This window comes from Paenibacillus lutimineralis, from assembly GCF_003991425.1.
GTDB lineage: Bacteria > Bacillota > Bacilli > Paenibacillales > Paenibacillaceae > Fontibacillus > Fontibacillus lutimineralis.
The window spans coordinates 3,726,486-3,745,281 of record NZ_CP034346.1 but is presented as its reverse complement, the minus strand read 5'-3'; the positions used below and the strand labels follow the sequence as shown (position 1 = coordinate 3,745,281).

The 18,796-nt window shown below is 47.5% G+C and carries 17 protein-coding genes and 1 pseudogene; 13 read left to right on the top strand and 5 right to left on the bottom strand.

Going from position 1 to position 18,796, the window contains the following annotated elements:
• Positions 1-132 precede the first annotated feature (132 nt).
• The 6 genes from EI981_RS16520 (at position 133) to EI981_RS16495 (ending at position 6,886) form a co-directional block, all read left to right on the top strand.
• Positions 133-1,368, top strand: coding sequence for an RICIN domain-containing protein (locus EI981_RS16520; protein ID WP_126999954.1), 1,236 nt, complete (start codon positions 133-135; stop codon positions 1,366-1,368).
• A gap of 183 nt (positions 1,369-1,551) precedes the next feature.
• Positions 1,552-3,882 (top strand): xanthine dehydrogenase family protein molybdopterin-binding subunit, encoded by a 2,331-nt coding sequence (locus EI981_RS16515; RefSeq protein WP_126999952.1) that lies wholly within the window; start codon positions 1,552-1,554, stop codon positions 3,880-3,882.
• Positions 3,869-4,699, top strand: a complete 831-nt coding sequence (locus EI981_RS16510) for an FAD binding domain-containing protein (protein ID WP_126999950.1) — start codon at positions 3,869-3,871, stop codon at positions 4,697-4,699. The genes EI981_RS16515 and EI981_RS16510 overlap by 14 nt, the downstream gene beginning before the upstream one ends.
• A gap of 3 nt (positions 4,700-4,702) precedes the next feature.
• On the top strand, positions 4,703-5,200 hold the full coding sequence (locus EI981_RS16505; protein ID WP_126999948.1) for a (2Fe-2S)-binding protein: 498 nt from the start codon (positions 4,703-4,705) through the stop codon (positions 5,198-5,200).
• 29 nt (positions 5,201-5,229) lie between these two features.
• On the top strand, positions 5,230-6,255 hold the full coding sequence (locus EI981_RS16500; RefSeq protein WP_227011466.1) for an XdhC family protein: 1,026 nt from the start codon (positions 5,230-5,232) through the stop codon (positions 6,253-6,255).
• Positions 6,245-6,886, top strand: a complete 642-nt coding sequence (locus tag EI981_RS16495) for a nucleotidyltransferase family protein (protein WP_126999944.1) — start codon at positions 6,245-6,247, stop codon at positions 6,884-6,886. Before EI981_RS16500 ends, EI981_RS16495 begins: the two co-directional genes overlap by 11 nt.
• Here EI981_RS16495 and EI981_RS16490 read toward each other — a convergent pair.
• From EI981_RS16490 to EI981_RS16470, 5 genes and pseudogenes are all read right to left on the bottom strand, one after another.
• Positions 6,844-7,872 (bottom strand): aromatic acid exporter family protein, encoded by a 1,029-nt coding sequence (locus EI981_RS16490; RefSeq protein WP_126999942.1) that lies wholly within the window; start codon positions 7,870-7,872, stop codon positions 6,844-6,846. The two genes, EI981_RS16495 and EI981_RS16490, sit on opposite strands and share 43 nt — an antisense overlap.
• A 280-nt stretch (positions 7,873-8,152) precedes the next feature.
• Complete coding sequence (locus tag EI981_RS16485) at positions 8,153-9,040, bottom strand: fructose bisphosphate aldolase (RefSeq protein ID WP_126999940.1); 888 nt, start codon at positions 9,038-9,040, stop codon at positions 8,153-8,155.
• A 101-nt stretch (positions 9,041-9,141) separates the two neighbouring features.
• A complete protein-coding gene (locus EI981_RS16480) occupies positions 9,142-9,738 on the bottom strand; it encodes a YjgB family protein (RefSeq protein WP_126999938.1) in 597 nt (198 codons plus the stop codon).
• 543 nt (positions 9,739-10,281) lie between these two features.
• Positions 10,282-10,791 (bottom strand): MepB family protein, encoded by a 510-nt coding sequence (locus EI981_RS16475; protein WP_126999936.1) that lies wholly within the window; start codon positions 10,789-10,791, stop codon positions 10,282-10,284.
• Positions 10,792-10,931: 140 nt separating this feature from the next.
• Positions 10,932-11,531 (bottom strand): annotated as a pseudogene (locus tag EI981_RS16470) (IS1595 family transposase); the annotation flags it as partial.
• Between the two features lie 232 nt (positions 11,532-11,763).
• On the opposite strand from EI981_RS16470, the gene EI981_RS16465 reads away from it, so the two are divergent.
• The 7 genes from EI981_RS16465 (at position 11,764) to EI981_RS16435 (ending at position 18,606) form a co-directional block, all read left to right on the top strand.
• Positions 11,764-13,860 (top strand): BglG family transcription antiterminator, encoded by a 2,097-nt coding sequence (locus EI981_RS16465; protein ID WP_126999934.1) that lies wholly within the window; start codon positions 11,764-11,766, stop codon positions 13,858-13,860.
• A 25-nt stretch (positions 13,861-13,885) separates the two neighbouring features.
• Positions 13,886-14,329, top strand: coding sequence for a PTS sugar transporter subunit IIA (locus tag EI981_RS16460; protein ID WP_126999932.1), 444 nt, complete (start codon positions 13,886-13,888; stop codon positions 14,327-14,329).
• Complete coding sequence (locus EI981_RS16455; RefSeq protein ID WP_126999930.1) at positions 14,326-14,589, top strand: PTS sugar transporter subunit IIB; 264 nt, start codon at positions 14,326-14,328, stop codon at positions 14,587-14,589. Before EI981_RS16460 ends, EI981_RS16455 begins: the two co-directional genes overlap by 4 nt.
• Positions 14,590-14,612: 23 nt before the next feature.
• Positions 14,613-15,908, top strand: coding sequence for a PTS ascorbate transporter subunit IIC (locus EI981_RS16450; RefSeq protein WP_126999928.1), 1,296 nt, complete (start codon positions 14,613-14,615; stop codon positions 15,906-15,908).
• Positions 15,909-16,069: 161 nt separating this feature from the next.
• Entirely contained in the window at positions 16,070-17,062 is a 993-nt protein-coding gene (locus EI981_RS16445; RefSeq protein WP_126999926.1) for a phosphotriesterase family protein, read from the top strand.
• A gap of 14 nt (positions 17,063-17,076) precedes the next feature.
• The gene (locus EI981_RS16440) at positions 17,077-17,805 is read left to right on the top strand and encodes a creatininase family protein (RefSeq protein ID WP_127004769.1); all 729 of its coding nucleotides are present in this window, start codon (positions 17,077-17,079) and stop codon (positions 17,803-17,805) included.
• 66 nt (positions 17,806-17,871) lie between these two features.
• Positions 17,872-18,606 carry an SIS domain-containing protein gene (locus tag EI981_RS16435; RefSeq protein WP_127004767.1) on the top strand — a complete coding sequence of 245 codons (735 nt, stop codon included), beginning with the start codon at positions 17,872-17,874 and terminating at the stop codon, positions 18,604-18,606.
• The last annotated feature ends 190 nt before the right edge of the window (positions 18,607-18,796 follow it).

Here is an 18,796-nt window from a genome sequence, read left to right as displayed (position 1 = left end):
CCTTATAATGGTAATAACAAAAAAGATAGCGCTATCATTTAGCATAATTCGAAACCGGTTTAGATCCAAAGCACGCTGCGCGGGCGTGTGTAGAAGAGCAAGGCAATCTTCCAAATAAAGGAGCGAGTGTGAATGTTAAGACATGGGAAAAAACTGTGTTTATTTCTGGTGTTTACTCTCCTGATTGCTTTTGTGCCTACGATGAAGACAAGTGCAGCTGATTGGAACCTGGTTTGGAGCGATGAATTTAACGGCTCATCCTTGAATTCTGCCAACTGGACGGCTGAAATTGGAACCGGCAGTGGTGGTTGGGGAAATAATGAGCTGCAGTATTATACAAGCCGGCCGCAAAATTTGCAGGTAACGGGTGGTAATCTAGTTATTACTGCGCAGAAGGAATCGTATGGAGGGATGAACTATACCTCTGCAAGAATCAAAACGCAAGGCCTGCAGAATTTTAAGTATGGCAAGGTGGAGGCGCGAATCAAGCTTCCTTCCGGTCAAGGGTTATGGCCCGCCTTTTGGATGCTTGGCTCGAACATTACTTCTGTCGGCTGGCCGGCAAGCGGTGAGATCGATATCATGGAGCGGGTTAACAACAATCCTTATGTGAACGGAACTGTACACTGGGATGCGAACGGCTATGCAAGTTACGGGAATATTTCAGGCAATCTGGACTTCTCGCAATTTCATACGTACAGCATAGAATGGGATGCCAACTACATCCGTTGGTTTGTAGATGGTAACAAGTATAACGAAATTTATATTCAGAACGGAACGGGAAATACAGAGGAATTTCAGAAACCGTTCTTCATTCTGTTGAATATGGCAGTCGGCGGCAACTGGCCAGGCAGTCCGAATGGTTCGACGCCTTTCCCGTCACAGATGCTCGTTGATTATGTAAGGGTATATCAAGTGGCGAATTCATCGAACATTATAAGCGGCGGTATTTATACTCTCGCTTCTAAAGCAAGCGGCAAGGTACTAGACGTAACCGATGTCTCCCTGGCTGATGGTGCAAAAATGCAGCAATGGACGAATTATAGCGCCAGCAACCAACGCTTCAAGGTGGAGAGCACAGGGGATGGTTATTATAAACTCACGGCAGTCCATAGCGGCAAGGTGTTAGATGTGCCTAATTCAAGCAACGCAAGCGGCGTGCAGCTACAGCAATGGAATGATAACGGCACTAGTGCACAGCGGTGGAAGCTGGTTGATGTCGGCGGAGGCTATTACAAGCTAGTGTCCAAGGCTAGCGGGCTTGTTATGGACGTATCGGGATCCTCAACTGCTGATGGAGCTGCCGTTCAACAATGGACCGATAATGGAACGGATGCGCAGAAATGGGCATTTACTAAGGTAAATTAAACAGGCTAAGCAAATTAATTCATAGATGAATATCCGCTTAGAGCACCAGAAAGGCCCGAGTCTTCAGACTCGGGTTTTTCTTATTACTTATAGCCATATATTTTTGATAATAAAGGACAAAAAGTACCGGATATATATAGGTATAAAATGCCGAAGAACTGTTCGAACAAAAAAGGAGGAACCATGAGCGGTGTAGCGGTAGGTAAAAGCGTGCCAAGGAATGAGACTTGGGAGAAAGTAACTGGCGCTGCCAAATATGTGGATGATTCCTCTAGATCGGGAATGCTGTATGCCAAGCTAGCTGTAAGTCCGCATGCTCATGCCAGGATCATTTCGATTGATTCGTCAGAAGCTTGGAGCATACCTGGGGTAAAAGCGGTGGTCACTGGACAAGATTTTCCGGTGTTAACTGGTTCTCCACTAGCTGATCGGCCTCCGATTGCCATTGATAAGGTGAGATATTACGGTGAACCCGTCGCCCTTGTTGTTGCGGATCAAGAATATATTGCAGAGAGGGCGGCTCTCCGGATTAAGGTGGAATATGAACGCTTACCCGTTGTCCATTCTCCTATAGAGGCCTATCAGTCAAATGCCCCGATCATTCACGAACATCTCGCTGAATACAAGCGGCATGAGGAGGTTTATCCGGAACCGGGAACAAACATCGCTAACCGGACTAAAATACGTAAAGGGAATATGGAGGAAGGATGGGGTAATAGCGATCATATCATTGATGTCCGTGTTACTCTGCCTCAGTCGGATCATGCGGCGATAGAATTAAGGTGCAGTAAAGCGGAGATCTTGCCCGACGGCAATGTGATCATCCATTCCGCTTCGCAATCCCCCTTTGTTATCCGTCTGGCTATCAGTGACGCTTTTCAAATTCCGCTTCATCAAATTATCGTTCATACCCCTCTTGTTGGAGGCAGCTTTGGCGGAAAATCCGCGATTCAACCGGAATTTCTTGCTTTACTGGCTTCCAGGGCCGTTGGTGGGAGGGCTGTAACATTTGTTAATTCCAGGGAACATGATATGATCTCCTCTCCGGTTCATATCGGGTTAGATGCTACCATCAAACTCGGCTGTACCCGTGAGGGAAAAATTACAGCTGTGGAAATTCTGCATTTATTCGATGGCGGAGCCTATTCGGATCGAGGGGTAGTTATGAGTCGGGCAGGAGCTACCGATTGCACCGGTCCTTACCGGATCGATCATGTTCATTGTGATTCATTATGCATGTATACAAATCATCCTTACTCTACTTCATATCGGGGATTCGGCCATCCGGAATTGACCTTTGCCATTGAAAGAGCAATCGATTTATTAGCCAATGAAGTGCAAATGGATCCCTTGGAGTTCCGGTACTATAATGCGATTGGGCCTGGGGATACGTCTCCGACGCAAACACCACTGAATCGAAGCAATATAGGCGATTTGCCCACATGCATCGCCAGGCTGCGAACATTAATAAACTGGGGAAGCAACCCATCCTCTATAGAAATCGATGACCATCTTATCAGAGCAAAGGGAGTCTGCTGCTTCTGGAAAAATTCGAATACACCAACAAACGCTGGGGCTGGAGCTGTTGTCATATATAATCCCGATGGCAGCGTTAATTTGCTCTGTGGTGCAGTCGAGATCGGGCAAGGAACCAGGACGGCACTGACCCAATTGCTGGCTGAACGGTTACGTATGGATGTCCACAGGATCCATATCTCTACGGACGTGAATACGGAAAAGGATCCACAGCATTGGAAAACCGTGGCGAGCCGTAGCACTTTTTTAGTCGGCAATGCGGTTCTGAGGGCTGCCGATGATGCTATCGAGCAGCTCAAGATTACAGCGTCAATTGTACTGGGATATCCGCCTGCCGAGCTGGAGGTTGGGGGCGAAAGAGTTTATTTCCGCAAAAGGCCTGATATCGGCATAGGTGTGGAACGTATTGCTAGTGGTTATAGATATCCGAACGGAAATACGGTCGGAAGTCAAGTGATCGGGCGCGGTAGTTACACAATGCGCGATTTAACCTTGCTGGATTACGAAACGGGTCGCGGTACAACCGGACCAGAATGGCTGGTAGGCGCACAGGCGGTTGAAGTGGAGCTGAATACGAACGATTATACGTACAAAATCATTCAAGCAGCGTCGGTAATTGATGCCGGCCGGGTGATTAATCCGCAAATGGCTCGCAGCCAAATTACGGGCGGCATGAGTATGGGCTTGAGTCTTGCGAGCCGAGAGATATTTCAGTTCGATCATGAAGGTAAAATATTAAATCCACAATTTCGAACCTATAAATTGATCCGGTATGGGGAGCAGCCGGAGTACCTAGTTGATTTCATCGAGACACCCGACCTGGAAGCTCCTTACGGTTTACGTGGGATCGGTGAGCATGGATTGATTGGCATGCCGGCAGCATTAGCGAACAGCTTGTCGACCGCTATCGGTCATGCTCTAAATCATCTGCCTTTGACGCCGGAAATGATCTGGAGGACCATCCATGATTCCGATTGACTTTGAATATTACCGGCCTGCCTCTATTTCAGAAGCTGTAGAATCCTTTCAGTATTTGAATAAACGCAAGAAGAACCCGATGTACTATGCCGGTGGAACGGAAATCATCACATGGGCACGGACGAATGCCATTCATCCTGGTGCCGTTATCGACATAAAGCTCATTCCAGAGTGCAACGTTATGGATTTCGCAGAGAACACCCTGGTAATAGGATCTTGCGTTACATTATCAGCTTTATCCATGGTCAATCCATTTCCGTTGCTTAGCGAATCCGCGACAGGAGCCGCAGATCAAACGGCCCGGAACAAAATTACGCTGGGAGGGAACATTTGCGGCAGAATCCATTTTAGGGAGGCTGTTCTCCCTCTGTTATTGGCTGATAGCCGGATGGTTATAGCTGGGCAGCAGGGGATCAGGGGGGTTCCGGTTCATGATGTTTTCTTAGAGCAGATGAGATTGGCGGAGGGGGAATTTATTGTACAGGTTATTACAGATCGTGAATATTTATCATTGCCATTCGTTCATTTTAAGAGACGGCAAATCGGCAACGTCGGCTATCCGCTCGTAACGCTGGCTGCGCTTAAGAAAGATAACCAGGTTCGTGCAGCGTTCAGCGGCGTTTGTGCATTCCCTTTCAGGTCCCTAGAAATCGAGCAAGTATTAAATGACAAGGCGCTAACTCCAACGGAAAGAGCTGAACAGGCCATCGATAAACTTCCGGCTCCGGTTCTAAATGATACGGAAGGCTCCGCTGGTTATCGGAAATTTGTGCTCAAGCAAACGATATTCGAAGCATTAAGCAAGTTAGGAGGGTGAGGCATGCCACCTATTGAACTCTTCGATTCCGCCACTTATTCTATACAATTCCAGGTTAACAGCGAATGGAGGAAAGTCAGGGTCAGGGCAGCGGATACGCTCTTAGATGCTCTACGGGAAGGTTTAGGGTTAACGGGGAGCAAATCCGGTTGTGATAACGGTGATTGCGGAACTTGTACGATTTTGGTTAACGGGCTGCCTATCAAATCATGCATCATGTTGGCGGTAGAGGCGGATGGACAGCAGATAACAACGATTGAAGGGTTAGCTAATTCGCCGGTGCTGCAGACCTTTGCTGAAAAACAAGCCTTCCAATGCGGCTATTGTACTCCCGGATTTATCGTTAACTGTCACGGTTTATTAAATATTCACCCCGATGCGAATGAGGAGACGATCCGAATATGGCTGGAATCCAATATTTGCAGGTGCACGTCCTATGAAGAAATTCGTGAAGCGGTGAAGTCTGTTTTTGCGGCGCATAGCGCTGATGGAGCCTCATGATAAGAAGCGAGCTTTTTTGAATAACCTTTATGAAAATGAAGGAGGGTATAGACTTGGAAGATCTCCATCGTATTCTGGAAGCCATCCAGGATAGCGGCCAACGAAGCGTACTAGCGACGATTACTCATGTAGAAGGAAGTGCTTATCGTAAAGCAGGGGCGTCTATGCTGGTTTTTGAAGATGGTTCACAAATAGGAGTGCTAAGCGCTGGTTGCCTCGAGACGGATCTGGCGGCTCGTGTGCCGGAAATTTTGGCGGCGGGCGTTTCTTGCGGTTTTGTTTTCGACATGCAGTCATCGGATCAGCTATCGTGGGGGGAGGAGACAGGCTGCGGAGGCGTTATTCATGTCACGATGGAACCAGTAAATGGCGTGCTTTTGGAACATCTGCGTACTCTCAAGGATTGTCTGGATCAACATACAGAGGTCATGATTATCAAAAAAATCGGCCCGGACCGATCAGTATCCGATTATGCTTTTGTGGCCGAAAGGGAGCGTTTCTTCGGAGATTGGCGGGGAGGATTTCCGCAAAATTTGATGGAGTTGGCGGTGTCCGAGGGATATTTTGTCCATACCTATTATCCCAAACCGCGTTTAATGATCTTTGGGGCGGGGCCGGATGCCAGGCCACTTGCCGCATTCGCTGCTGCTACCGATTTCTCCGTCACTGTTTCCGATTGGAGACCTGCATTGTGCAATCGCAGCTATTTCCCGGATGTAGATGCTCTTCTTGTCGGCTTTCCAGAGGAAACATTGGATAAGATTCAGTCAACATCTAATGATTACGCGGTCATAATGACCCATAATTTCAGGAGAGATCAACAGCTGATTCGTATGCTTTCTGAGCGGAAACTAAGCTATCTTGGTGTCCTGGGGCCGAAGCATAGAATGGAACGATTGCTGAACGGCGATCCAGCTCAGACGAATTTACGCTCTCCCATAGGAATCGCGATTGGTGCTGAAGGACCTGTAGAAATCGCAGTGAGTATCCTTGCAGAGTTAATAGATACTTATCGTAAGAATAGGAGGCGGACAACAATCAACTATGCTACATAACAGAGTCCATGGGATCTATTTAGCGGCTGGCCAAAGTTCTCGGATGGGAGTGAATAAACTCAAGCTTAGGTTGGGGGATATGAGTTTGGGAAGTTATGCTTTGCATGCGGCCATAAATTCCAATTTAGATTATGTGTGGGTCATAGCGGGCGATGCTGGGGCAGATTGGATAGATAGCTCATTTTTTGAAGAACCGATGAAGCGTAAATGGTCGGCTATTTACTGTCCTGAAGCCAGTAAGGGGCAGGCTTACTCACTCCGTTGTGGTATAGAGGCTGCAATTTCTATGGAAACTGCAGCCGTAATGATCTTTTTGGCGGATCAGCCTTTAGTCACTAGCGAAATGATCAATGAACTGCTTCAACGCTATGATAAGGAATCGGCATACGATCGTAGCGTTAATTACGTGGCATCGGCCTCCGATGGTCTTCCTAGGCCCCCGGTAATCTTTGGGCAGCGGATGTATCCAGATCTATTAAGGTTACAAGGTGATCAAGGAGCAAGATATTTGATTCGACAGGGCATTCAAGGGATTTGCCTCGAGTTCGATGACCCGGACTTATTCATGGATGTAGATACAGAAGAAGATTACAGATTTTTATTGGCCAAGACTGGCATCTTGAAATCTTGAAGGATTTGCCCGGCATTCATATATATTGCTAGCGGATACTGGTAGTGCTGCAAGTGAGAGGGCGCATCGATTTGCAGGGCAACAGCATTTGGATTAAGGGATGGCGCCGGGGCCTCCAGTGTTTTTTTCCACTCCGTTACTAGCAACGCTATTTTATTCAAGTGATCGGTCCAAATCCGCCTATCTTCTATAACGAAATTGCCACTTTCAGACCACGCTGTGAAAACTCGCAACATGTCAGATAAGTTCGCGAACCCTGACCTGAGCTGCTCCATTTGCCTATTCAACTGGTTGAGAGCATGGCGTTTCTTTTGAGCGAGCGGGTTGTAATTCAAGCTTTGGTTCGCCTTGTCCAATTCGGTTGTCGCTTGATGAAGCTCCTGAAATAAAGTCTGTAATTGTGAGGACATCCTTTGAGCTTCACTTGATGAGCAGCCACGTTCTATCCATTGAGCAGTGTTAACTAAATGCTTAATAAAATGATCAGCGAAATGAACCATTTTTGTCTTGGCGGTATTGATGGAGTCCGGAGGGAATACCAGCGTCTGGATTAGTACTGCAACGACAGCTCCGATCACCGTATCGCGAAGGCGGTCAAACGGATAGCTGGGCATCTTGCTTTGAAAGTACATAACCAATAAAATACTAAGCGCAACCTGGACCATAATCTCATGATCCAATTTCAGACGTTGGACAACGACGGCCCCCATAAAGAGCAGCAGCCCAATACTCCAACCACTTAAGCCAAGATAGGGTGCAATAGTAACAGTAAAAAGGACACCAGCAATCGTACCAAGGACACGCTGCCAAGCAAATTTCATCGATTTACTGACCGTCATTTGCATAGACAATATAACCGTAAGCGGAGCCAGATAAGGATGAGTAGATCCTACCCATTTCGCTAATTCCCATGATAAAGCTGCAGCAATAGGCATTTTCCATACAACCGCATTATTATTGATGAAGTTCATAATTTTGCTGTTCACTAGATGCTAACCCCATTTTATTATCAATTTAGGTGGTTCAATCTATTGTTGTACTGACCTCTCGCGTAGTCATATTGATTTTCCCATGTAGTATGCCAAACAGGGCTTGATTTATTACTAAAATGGGTATTGTATATAGACCCTAGGTATTCATGCGAGTATTCTAGGTTACTAATCAACCGAATAGAGCCTACAGACGAGCAAAGGCCCGGTGCACCTATAAGAGGTGTACCGGGCCTTTGGATTGAGGCTATATGATAGTATTTTCGATAGGTGTCATTTATTGAATAGAAGCATCGTAAATGTCCTGAACCGATTTGGCTAGCATAGCATTGAATTCATCATCGCTCTGCTGTGCAGTCAACCCCTGGGACAGGGCGCGGGAGAAGCTGGCGATCAGTCCATGGTTATGGGCCAGCTTGTCGTTAGCCTCAGCTTGGGAATAGCCGCCGGATAGGGCAACGACTCTTACGACATGCGGATCGGACATTAAGTCGCTGTAGAAATTATTTTGCGTTGGAATAGAGAGCTTCAGCATAATCTTGTCATCAGGATCGAGCTTGGACAATTGCGTCAAGATCTCTTCCTTCAATATTTGTTCAGACAATTCCTTATCCTTGCTATGGATATCCACTTCCGGTTCGATAATAGGTACTAATCCCGCCTTAATAATCTGTTTGCCAACGGCGAATTGTTGCTCTACTACCTTCTTGATTCCGCCAGCATTAGCTTCTTGAATTACAGAGCGCATCTTCGTCCCGAAGATGTTGCGTTGAACCGCCCGCTTCAGCAGTTCGTCCAGCTCAGGCATCGGTTTCATAAGCTGAACGCCGTTCTCTTGCTCAGCCAGTCCTTTATCGATCTTCAGAAAAGGTACAATGCCTTTCTTCTCCCAGAGATAGTCAGCTGTGTGCATCCCGTCTATCGTACGATCCATCGTATTTTCGAACAGAATAGCACCTAGAATATGCTCTGAGCTGAAGGCAGGGCTCTTAATGATCCGTGTTCTCATCTCGTGAACTAACACGAACATTTCTTCCTCATTGGAATAGCTATCTTCCTGAACTCCGTACTGCAGAAGGGCCTTGGGCGTGCTGCCGCCGCTCTGATCCAAGGCTGCAATGAAGCCTTTCCCGGAATGAACTCTCTCAAATTGTTTGGTATTCATGAATACCTCTCCTTTCCCGGTAGTGAAATTTGGAAGTTATCTTGAACGCCTATATTATAGCACTTATTCAGGGTCGAAATACATTTTGCCTATAGGATCGCTCACTTGGCCAATAGATTGATGTGATCCAAATCAGTGCTGCTGTTAAAAATAAATTCCAATTTGTATTCGCCACGGATATAAGTGAGCTTCGTTTGCTTCGTCTTGCCATTCTTGATGGTCGTCGTGGAATTAGGGGCGAACCAATTCTTTTTGAGCATGCTCATTGTAATGCCGCCGATATTTGTTTGCCGCTCTACGTTGGTACCAAAATAACGGATCTCGCGGATTTTATCGGATTTATAGGAGAAGGCATAACCGGGGTGTCCCATTTCCGCACTGTAAATGTCATAGCCGCTGGCATTTTTGCGCTCTTCCGAAGGCTCACCGATCGCTTTAATAACATCTTTCCGCGTGCTCTTGCCCACCGTCAGATCGCTTACAGATCCGGGGAATTGGCCTTTCAAGGCAGGCTTATAGAAGCTGTTCAATGCTTTGAGGGCTTGAGCAGCATCTTCATTGTTATGACTTGCCGCCGCAGCGGCATGTGCCACATGTACTGGAGGAACCAGGCCACTTACCATAGTAGTACCTATGCCGATAACACCTGCGATAGCGATAGAGGCCCATGCTTTTTTTGCTGAAAAATTCAAGTTCATTGTAGATCCACTCCTTAAGCCATGTAAGATACATGTATTTTTATGTCAATTCATAGTCTACATCATAGTCACATTGGCGAACAATTGTGTTACTTTTCTCTAAAATTGAGATGTCATTTTTGACATATGAGCCTTGAAGTGGCTTCTTATGGTTCCATATTTTCAATCTGACAGATATTGTACGCCTGTGGTGTTTGGCTATTTACGAAAGATAATTAACACATCTGCGTCGCCAAGATATGAGTCTTTCGCGGGGAGCCATGTCAACAATTATGGCAGGTCCGTCAATCGTCTTCTTGTGAGAATTGTGCCACGTTTACAGTATGGAGTCCTATGGTTTACCTATGTCCAAGAAGTAATTCAAGGAACACAGAAAATAATTCGCTCTTGGTCTTATTAAAAGGCTCTGTTCGTAAACATTGGTGCTAACAGTTTAATAAATGAGAGACAACCTTGTTTTGCTGTCTCCTCTATTTTACTAATGCATCTGATAGATCAAGTGTATAATTTCACAACTATTTGCCAGCTTAGGGCTATCCAATTTTAGTTAGAGTATAGCTTTAACAGTTCTTGTATTGGTAAACTATTTGTATTGTCCATCCTAACAAAATATTCCAACTGCCATTTCTGTGTTTCGATAGCTTGTTTGCTAGTGGGATTTTCCCAGCTAGGGTAAACTCTAATTGCCATTTTTCCTTTTGTAGTGGCTGTTTTAAGGATATTTTGTTTTACAAGCACTTCCTTTGGAAAAACGAATTGTCCAAAATTATTATTTCTAGTAAAAGTATTGATAACCAATAAATCAGTAGCTTTTTCATATGAAAAGGCTTGGTTTTTATTATCCCCATCTTTTTCCCAAAAAGCAACAAACTGTCCTATCTTGGTAGGCGTTATTTTTGCGACTCTAAATCTAATCGATTTTGAATTTAGCTGAAATATACCAGCCCCATAATCTGAATTTTGAGCTTCTTCTCGGACAGCTTTTATGGTTAAGTGATTGGGTTCATAAAACATTTTATTTACATATGTTAACGCATTATAAAATTCATTCACTGCTTTGCACCCCTTATTATGTATACTACTAATTCTACCGCCTTTCAAATCAATATTATCTTAATTTGAATGCAATACCACCATAAAGCTCTTGAACTAAACTGCACCGATAGTGAAATAATCCATATAAGTAAAATACATCAGTTAAAATTTCTAATATCGATTACTGTTGTGAAATTTGCTTTTTTGCAGGCGTTCAATAACATTTCGCTCGTATTTTCTTTAGAGGCAAGTTTTTTATGTAATTCTAAGAAGCGATGCCAAATCAAATAACCGTTTAGATATTTAGTTGCTACACCGTTAAATCGTTCCATCCAATCTTTTAATCGTCGATGATAACTATTAACGTGCTGAACGTGATAAATTTTTTGTCGAACATATTCCTTTTTACGTGCATTAATAGCTTCGTGTTTTAATCCTTTCATAGCCGCAAACTTTTTATAGTTAGTTGCCGTATCTGTACACAGCAAAGCAGAATCATCTAAATAATCTCCTAGTACAGCATCTATATCAAGTGCAGTTATACGCCCTTTACCAGCAACTTCTGAAAGGATTTGACCGTTTCTATCGTGGGCGACGACCACACATACTTGTTCTTTAGATATGCCTCTTTTAGAGGCAGAACCTCCTCTTTTGCGAGGTTTTCGGTGAGTAAGGTTCTTCTTACCTTTATCACTCTCCAAGAAAAATGTTTCGTCGCTTTCAACTATGCCTAAAAGTTTCTGATGACCAAGCGACCGTCTTCAGTCGCAGCTCGACATTCCCAAGGATGGCAGCCAAGAATCCTGCCAAGGCCAAGAGTGCTGTTACTGGGGAGTATTAAACACTTGCGTCCACTTTTGCACAAAAGGGTCTCCATCAATTGAACTGTCCTTCCTTCATTGCCTCTAGGTATAATCAAGTTGCAATAAGCACGACACTAAACGGCAAAGGAGTTGATGCCGTATTCTGGACGAACGCAGCACCAAGATTTTGACACTGCTTCATGAGGCAGCCGATTATGTATCGCTGGAAGAACTGATGCAGAAGCTCGGTATTTCCAGGCGAACCGTTTACTATGATATGGAAAAAATAAACGATTGGTTGAAAGCGGTTCATCTTCCACCTGTCAAATATGTCAGGACAGCAGGCTACTATTTGCCTGATGAAAGTCGGGCCGATCTTCCGCAGCTGACGGCTAAACCCCAAGCGCAGCAGTACTATTTGTCCCCGCGAGAAAGACTGGCCTGGACATCGCTATATCTGTTGGCTGCAGAGGGACCGATCTTCGTTCATCATCTGACCGATTTGTTGCAGGTGAGCCGAGGAACCGCACTGAAGGATTTGAACAGGGTCCGATCGGAGATGCATGCTGCGAAACTCGAGGTAACCTATGACCGCAAGCGGGGATATGGCATTCACGGGGCAGAGCGGGACAAGCGGAAGAGCTTGGGTTATCACTTCGGGCAAATGTTCGATAATGCTGACTGGGAGCAGTCGTTTAGCCTGAACCAGGAATCAGGGAGCCCTGATCTTGTCCCGATCCTGTTTCCGCCAATGAAAGCCGGATATCTGAAGCGGGTCTATCTCTTGATCTCCGATAGCGAGACAACGCTCGGAGCTGATTTGACGGACGAGATGCTGCTGCATTTGACGGCACGCTTCCTGTTGTATATCCGGCGGATTCAGACCCAGCAGTTGATTTCGATAGACGAGGATGAACGAAGCGTGCTTCGGAGGACGCCTGAGTATGAAGCAGCTGTCCATATGGCAGAAGCGCTCGGCCAAATGTTCGGCGTTTCGATTCCGGATGAGGAAGTCTGCTACTTTACGATGCATCTGCTCGGAGCAAGGGTCAATCGGATGGACCAGTTGACCGGCTCCGAAGAAGTGCTGAAGCAGCTTCGGAACGTAACTAGGCAGATGACGGATGATTTCCAACGGTATGCCTGCGTGTTTTTACCGAATCGGGAAGTGATGGAGGAGAATCTGCTTGTCCATTTGAAACCGGCTTATTATCGGATCTTGTACGGGCTTGGCCTGGAGAATCCGCTTGTTCAAAATATTCTGTCCAAGTACAGAGAAGTATTCGAGCTGACCCGCCGATCAGCGGCACCGTTCGAGCAGCTGGTGGGACGAAAGCTTGACGATAACGAAATCGGCTACCTCGCCATGCATTTCGGCGGCTGGCTGCGCAGAGAGAATACGAAGCCGGCCGTAAGGCGGCAAGCAGCCATCGTCTGCGTTAACGGTATTTCCGCCTCGCGGATGCTGGAATCGCAATTGGAGAACCTGTTCTCGTCAGTGGATATCACGGCGGTTATGTCGCTGCGACAATTCGAATCGTTCTCCGAGGAAGATGTGGATTTTATTTTCTCAACGGTACCACTGCCGGACAGCAAAGTGCCGGTTCTCTTGGTGAATCCGATTCTTAGCGATAAGGATAAGGAGCATCTGCTGAACCGGATCAACATGGTTTCCGGCAGTAAATCCAGGACTCAGGTCCACACGGTACAAGCGCTGCTGGACATTGTCCATAAATACGCTGATGTGAAGGATGAATCGGGGCTTGCAGAGGAGCTAAGCCACTACTTGTCCGCAGGGAAAACATGGCTTAGCGAAGCGCGCAAACCCGCTCTATCAGACCTGCTCACAGAGCGGATGATCACTTTGAGACAAGAAACGGAGGACTGGCGGAGCGCCATACGTGAAGCCTCTGATCCGCTGCTGAAAGACGGGTACATCGATGAAACTTACATCGATGCAATGGTCTCTAAAGTGGAGGCACTGGGTCCCTACATCGTCATTGCTCCAGGCATTGCGATTGCGCATGGAAAGCCGCAGGATGGGGTCAAACGGCTGGGCATCAGCCTGCTGCGGCTGGAACGCCCCGTTGCTTTCTCGGGGGAAGCCCGCCACCAGGTCCGGGTCGTTCTGGTACTGGCGGCGATTGATGGCGAATCCCACCTGAAAGCACTGGCGGAGCTGACGGGCCTGCTCAGAGTGGAGAAGAATTTGATCCGATTGCAAGAGGCCAAGACCACAGAACAGATACTGAAACAAATACAAACCGGTCATAGCACCAATTAGAATACCGGATTCGGGAGAGATGAGAATGAAATTTTTGGAACCGTCACTCATTGCCTTGGATGTTGAGGCCGAAACGGCCGAGGAAGCGATCCGCTTGGCAGGCGGGCTGCTGGCGAAAGCGGGAGCAGCGGAAGAACGTTATGCCGATGCCATGGTGGAATCTTACCGTGACAAAGGTCCGTACTTTGTGCTTGCACCACATATCGCGCTTCCGCATGCCCGCGCGGAGGACGGGGTGAAGGAAGCGTCGGTCTCGCTGCTTCGCTTGAGGAAGCCCGTTGTTTTTGGCCATGCCGCCAACGATCCGGTACAGCTTGTCTTCGCGCTCGGCGGCTCCTCAAGTTCGGAGCATATCGCCATGCTGCGCAAGCTGACGACTTTGCTTAGCAGTCCGGATAATGTTGAACAATTCAAGCATGCAGCTGATGTGGAAACGATCCAACAACTAATTAGGAGGAGCGAATCATGAAAATTTTATGCGTGTGCGGTCTGGGACAAGGAACAAGTTTGATTCTGAGAATGAATGTAGAGAATGTGCTGAGGGGCATGGGAATTCATGCCGATGTTGAGCATACGGACGTCTCAACAGCATCGGGAACCGCTGCCGACTATATCCTGACAAGCAATGAATTGGCGCAAGGGCTTCAAGGGCATGCAGCCAAGATCTTTATTGTCAACAACTATTTCGACAATGACGAAATCAAACGGAAATTGGAAGAATTGCTGTAAACCATTAGAAAGGGAGAGGGCTTATGGACGTACTCTTTTGGATTGCCACCAACATTTTTGGAACGCCTGCCATTCTGCTCGGATTTATCGTTCTGATCGGGCTGCTGCTCCAGAAGAAATCAACGAGCCAGCTTGTAAGCGGTACCTTTAAAGCGATTATCGGTTTCCTCATCATCGGGGCCGGTTCTGATGTCATCGTGAAAGCCTTGAACGTATTCGAGCCGATGTGGAAAGAAGTGTTCGGCTTGGAGAGCGGCACCCTGGGCACCTTCATAGGGCAGGAAGCGTTCAATGCCAAATTCGGCAGCGCGGTTACGCTTGCGATGCTTATCGGCTTTCTGATCAATGTCTTGCTGGCACGCTTCACCCGGTTTAAATTCATTTATCTTACCGGGCACATGATGTTCTGGACGTCGACCATCTTTGCCGGCGTTGTCGTTCATGCCGCCAGCGGTATATCCATCTGGAAGCTGGTTCTGATGATCGCTGTTGTCCTTGGCGTGTACTGGACGTTCCAGCCGGCGCTTGTTCAGCCGTTCCTACGTAAAATTACGGGCAACGATAGTATTGCGCTGGGTCACACCTCAGCCTCGGTTGCACTGTTGGCAGCTTTGTTCGGCAAATGGTTTGGCAACAAAAACAACGATTCCGAGAAAATCAAAGTGCCGAAAGGCCTCGAATTTCTTCGCGATTCCAACGTCATCACTGCGCTCAGCATGGGAGTTTTATTCCTCATCGGGGCCATTATTTTATCGATGAAGGGCACGCCAGCCGCTGCGGCACTGATGCAACAATCCGGTGACCAGAACTTTATAATTTACTCCATCATCCAATCGTTCACTTTCGCAGGCGGAATCGCAATCGTTCTGATGGGAGTCCGGATGTTCGTAGGCGAACTGGTGCCGGCCTTTAACGGTATAGCTACCAAGCTAGTACCAGGTGCCAAACCGGCACTGGATGCGCCGGTTGTTTATCCTTATGCGCCAAATGCGGTTGTTCTCGGTTTCTTGGGAGCTTTTGCGGGTGCGATTATCTGGCTGCTAGTGCTTGGCAACACCGTTGCTTACATTTTTGTGCCAACGATGATTGTATTATTCTTCCACGGAGCGACAGCAGGGGTATTCGGGAATTCGACAGGCGGTGTTCGCGGGGCCGTCATCGGCGGTTTCATCACTTCGACGATTGTTGCCTGGGGACAGTTTCTGATGGTCCGGTTCTTTATCGCCTCCACAGTGCCGGATACGGCCATGTGGGCCGCCGATTCCGATATGTTCATCATTGGGCCGATTCTGCACTTCCTGGCCAAACTGTTCTTTTGACCATCTTATTGCAAAATCCAATGGGAGGCCTTATCGATTTGTTTGTCTGAAGATTACAGATACAAAGGAGCTGGAGGAATTGCAGCCGCAAGATCAATTTTCGCTAAACGCTGTCAATTCCTTCGGTTGCTTGTCTAACAATGAGTGGAGGGAGAAACGATATGGGTTTTATCCGTACTTTACATGGAGATATCAGCAAAGAGGATCTGGGTTTTACGTATTCCCACGAGCATATCGTATGCCGCCCGGCGTATTGGCAGGAACGGGGAGTGGACGATTTACTGCTGGACGACAAAGCGAAATCCAAGCAGGACGTTCTTGATTTCAAGCAGCACGGCGGGCGCACAATCGTGGATGCCACAGCTGTTGATTACGGACGGGATGTTCAAGCGGTTCAGGAGATCGCGGTAGAAACCGGGATTCACATCATTGGGACAGCGGGTTTTAATAAAAGCTTTCTGTGGGATGCCCCAATAAAGGAGGAGCTTAAGCCGCTGATTGGCGATTATGGAAGCTATATGCAGTGGATCGAAGCGAAAAGCATTAACGAGCTGGCGGATTTTGTCATCCGGGAGGTGGAAGAAGGACTGGAGGGCACGCCTTTCAAAGCGGGCCAGGTTAAATTCGGGACAGGCTATAACCGCATTACGCCCCTGGAGGAGAAGACGCTGCGTGCAGTTGCCCGCGCCCATCACGAGACAAAAGCTCCCATCCATTCCCACACCGAGGTTGGCACGATGGCGCTGGAGCAAATTGAGCTACTGAGAAGCGAAGGGGTAGACCTGTCCTATTTGAGTTTGGGTCATATGGACCGGAATCCCGATCCGTACTACCATGAACAGATTGCAGCCACGGGAGCCTACCTGAGCTTTGACGGCATCGGCAAAATCAAGTATGCACCGGAGAGTACCCGCATCTCGCTTATTCTGGAGCTTGTCGGCAAAGGGTATGAAGACCAAATCCTGATCAGTGGAGATACAGCTCGGAAAACCTATTATAAGCATTACGATCACGGCCTGGGGCTGGAGTACATTATATCCAAATGGGTCCCGCGCTTTGAGGATGAAGCGAACCGCAGCGGCTATGACGGACGGAAGCTGGTGGAGAAGTTTTTTGTAAACAATCCGGCCAACTGTTTCTCATTTAAGAAGTAAGGGGTGTATGCATGATGAAATTCGAGCTTGAAAATTCGGTTGAGGTGAAGGATAAAATCCGCAGCTTCCGCGCTGCCATACTTCCTATTGGGGCCGTTGAAGCGCATGGTCCTCATCTTCCGCTGGGCACGGATAATCTGCTTGCAACCCGGTTGGCAGATAAATTGGCGGAGCGGACGGAAAGTTTCGTGCTGCCGCCCTTCTCATACGGTCAGGTATGGAGCCTGCGCAATTTTCCGGGCAGCATCAACGTCTCCAACGAAGCGCTCATCCGGCTGCTTGCCGATATCGGCGAAAGTTTGTATCAGCAGGGATTTCGCATTTTCATCATGCTGAACGGCCATCTGGGCAATGCGGTTGCGCTGAAGGAAGTTGCAAGAATGCTATACGAACGGGTACCCGAGCTGAAGGTGTTTTATTTCTTTTATCCGGGTACTAAGGAAATCACCGCGCAGGTACGGGAAGCTTCGGCTGCTCACAGCACCTACATGCACGCCGATGAAATCGAGACATCCTATATGCTCTACCTTGCGGACGAATATGTGGATATGACCAAGGCGATTGATGGTGCTCCGCAGATCCCGATCGAAGCCGATTTCACACCTACGCCGTGGGAGGAAATGACATCTTCCGCCGTACTCGGGAATGCAACGCTGGCCACGAGGGAGAAGGGGGAGACTATAATCGAACGAAGCCTGGAGGTTATGTCCGAGATCGTTCTTCGGGCGAAAAGCTCATTATAACTATGCACTCGGCCGGAAAATAACGGATTGGAAAGTCTACTCAAGAACAACGAGGTGAAAGAAATGATGATGAATACCTATTTTGATGTTATTGACGGATTGTTTGAAAAAGTCCGAAACGAGCAAGCCGAGTCGATTCGTGAAGCGGCAGAGAAAGTAGCAGCCTGCATTCAGCAGGGCGGTATCATCCATTTGTTCGGCTGCGGGCATTCGCATATATTGACCGAAGAAGTCTTCTATCGTGCAGGCGGACTTGTGCCGATTCGCCCGATTCTTATAGAGAAGCTGATGCTTCATGAAGGTGCGGTGCGCTCGTCTGAACTGGAAAGACAGAACAACCTCGCTGCCGAATTTATGAAGCAGCAGGATATCCGCAAGGGCGAGGTCGTATTTGTTCTATCCACCTCGGGTCGCAATCCCGTTCCAGTGGATGTTGCTCTGATGGCGAAGGAGAAGGGAGCCTTCACAATAGGGATTACCTCCCTGGAATATTCAAGGAGTCAACCGTCCCGGCACAGCAGCGGCAAACATCTGGCAGATGCCGTTGATTTGGTCATCGATAACTTCTCGGTCAAAGGAGATGCAGTATTGAGCCATCCGGACCTCCAGGTGCCGTTCACACCCAGCTCAACGGTTATCGGCGCCCTGATTTTAAATGCTCTGTTCGCGGAATCCATTGAGATGATGATTGAGCAAGGCTTCAATCCTCCCGTGTTTCTTAGCGGCAACATCGATGGCTCCGATAAACACAACCAGGCATTAATTGATGCTTATAAAGAACGGATTGCTTTATTGGCCTGATCAGAATTTGCGGCGGGTAACAATCCGTTAATGATATCCGAATGATTATGGAGCATGATCTCCAACAATAAATAAAAGAAGCCGGCCTGGCAAGGATGGATGACATCCGGGAGGAAAGCTGCAGCGAGAAGCCTTGAGATTTTATGATTGCTGCAAGCTGCAAGTGATCTTATTCTCCGCCGGGGCGGTA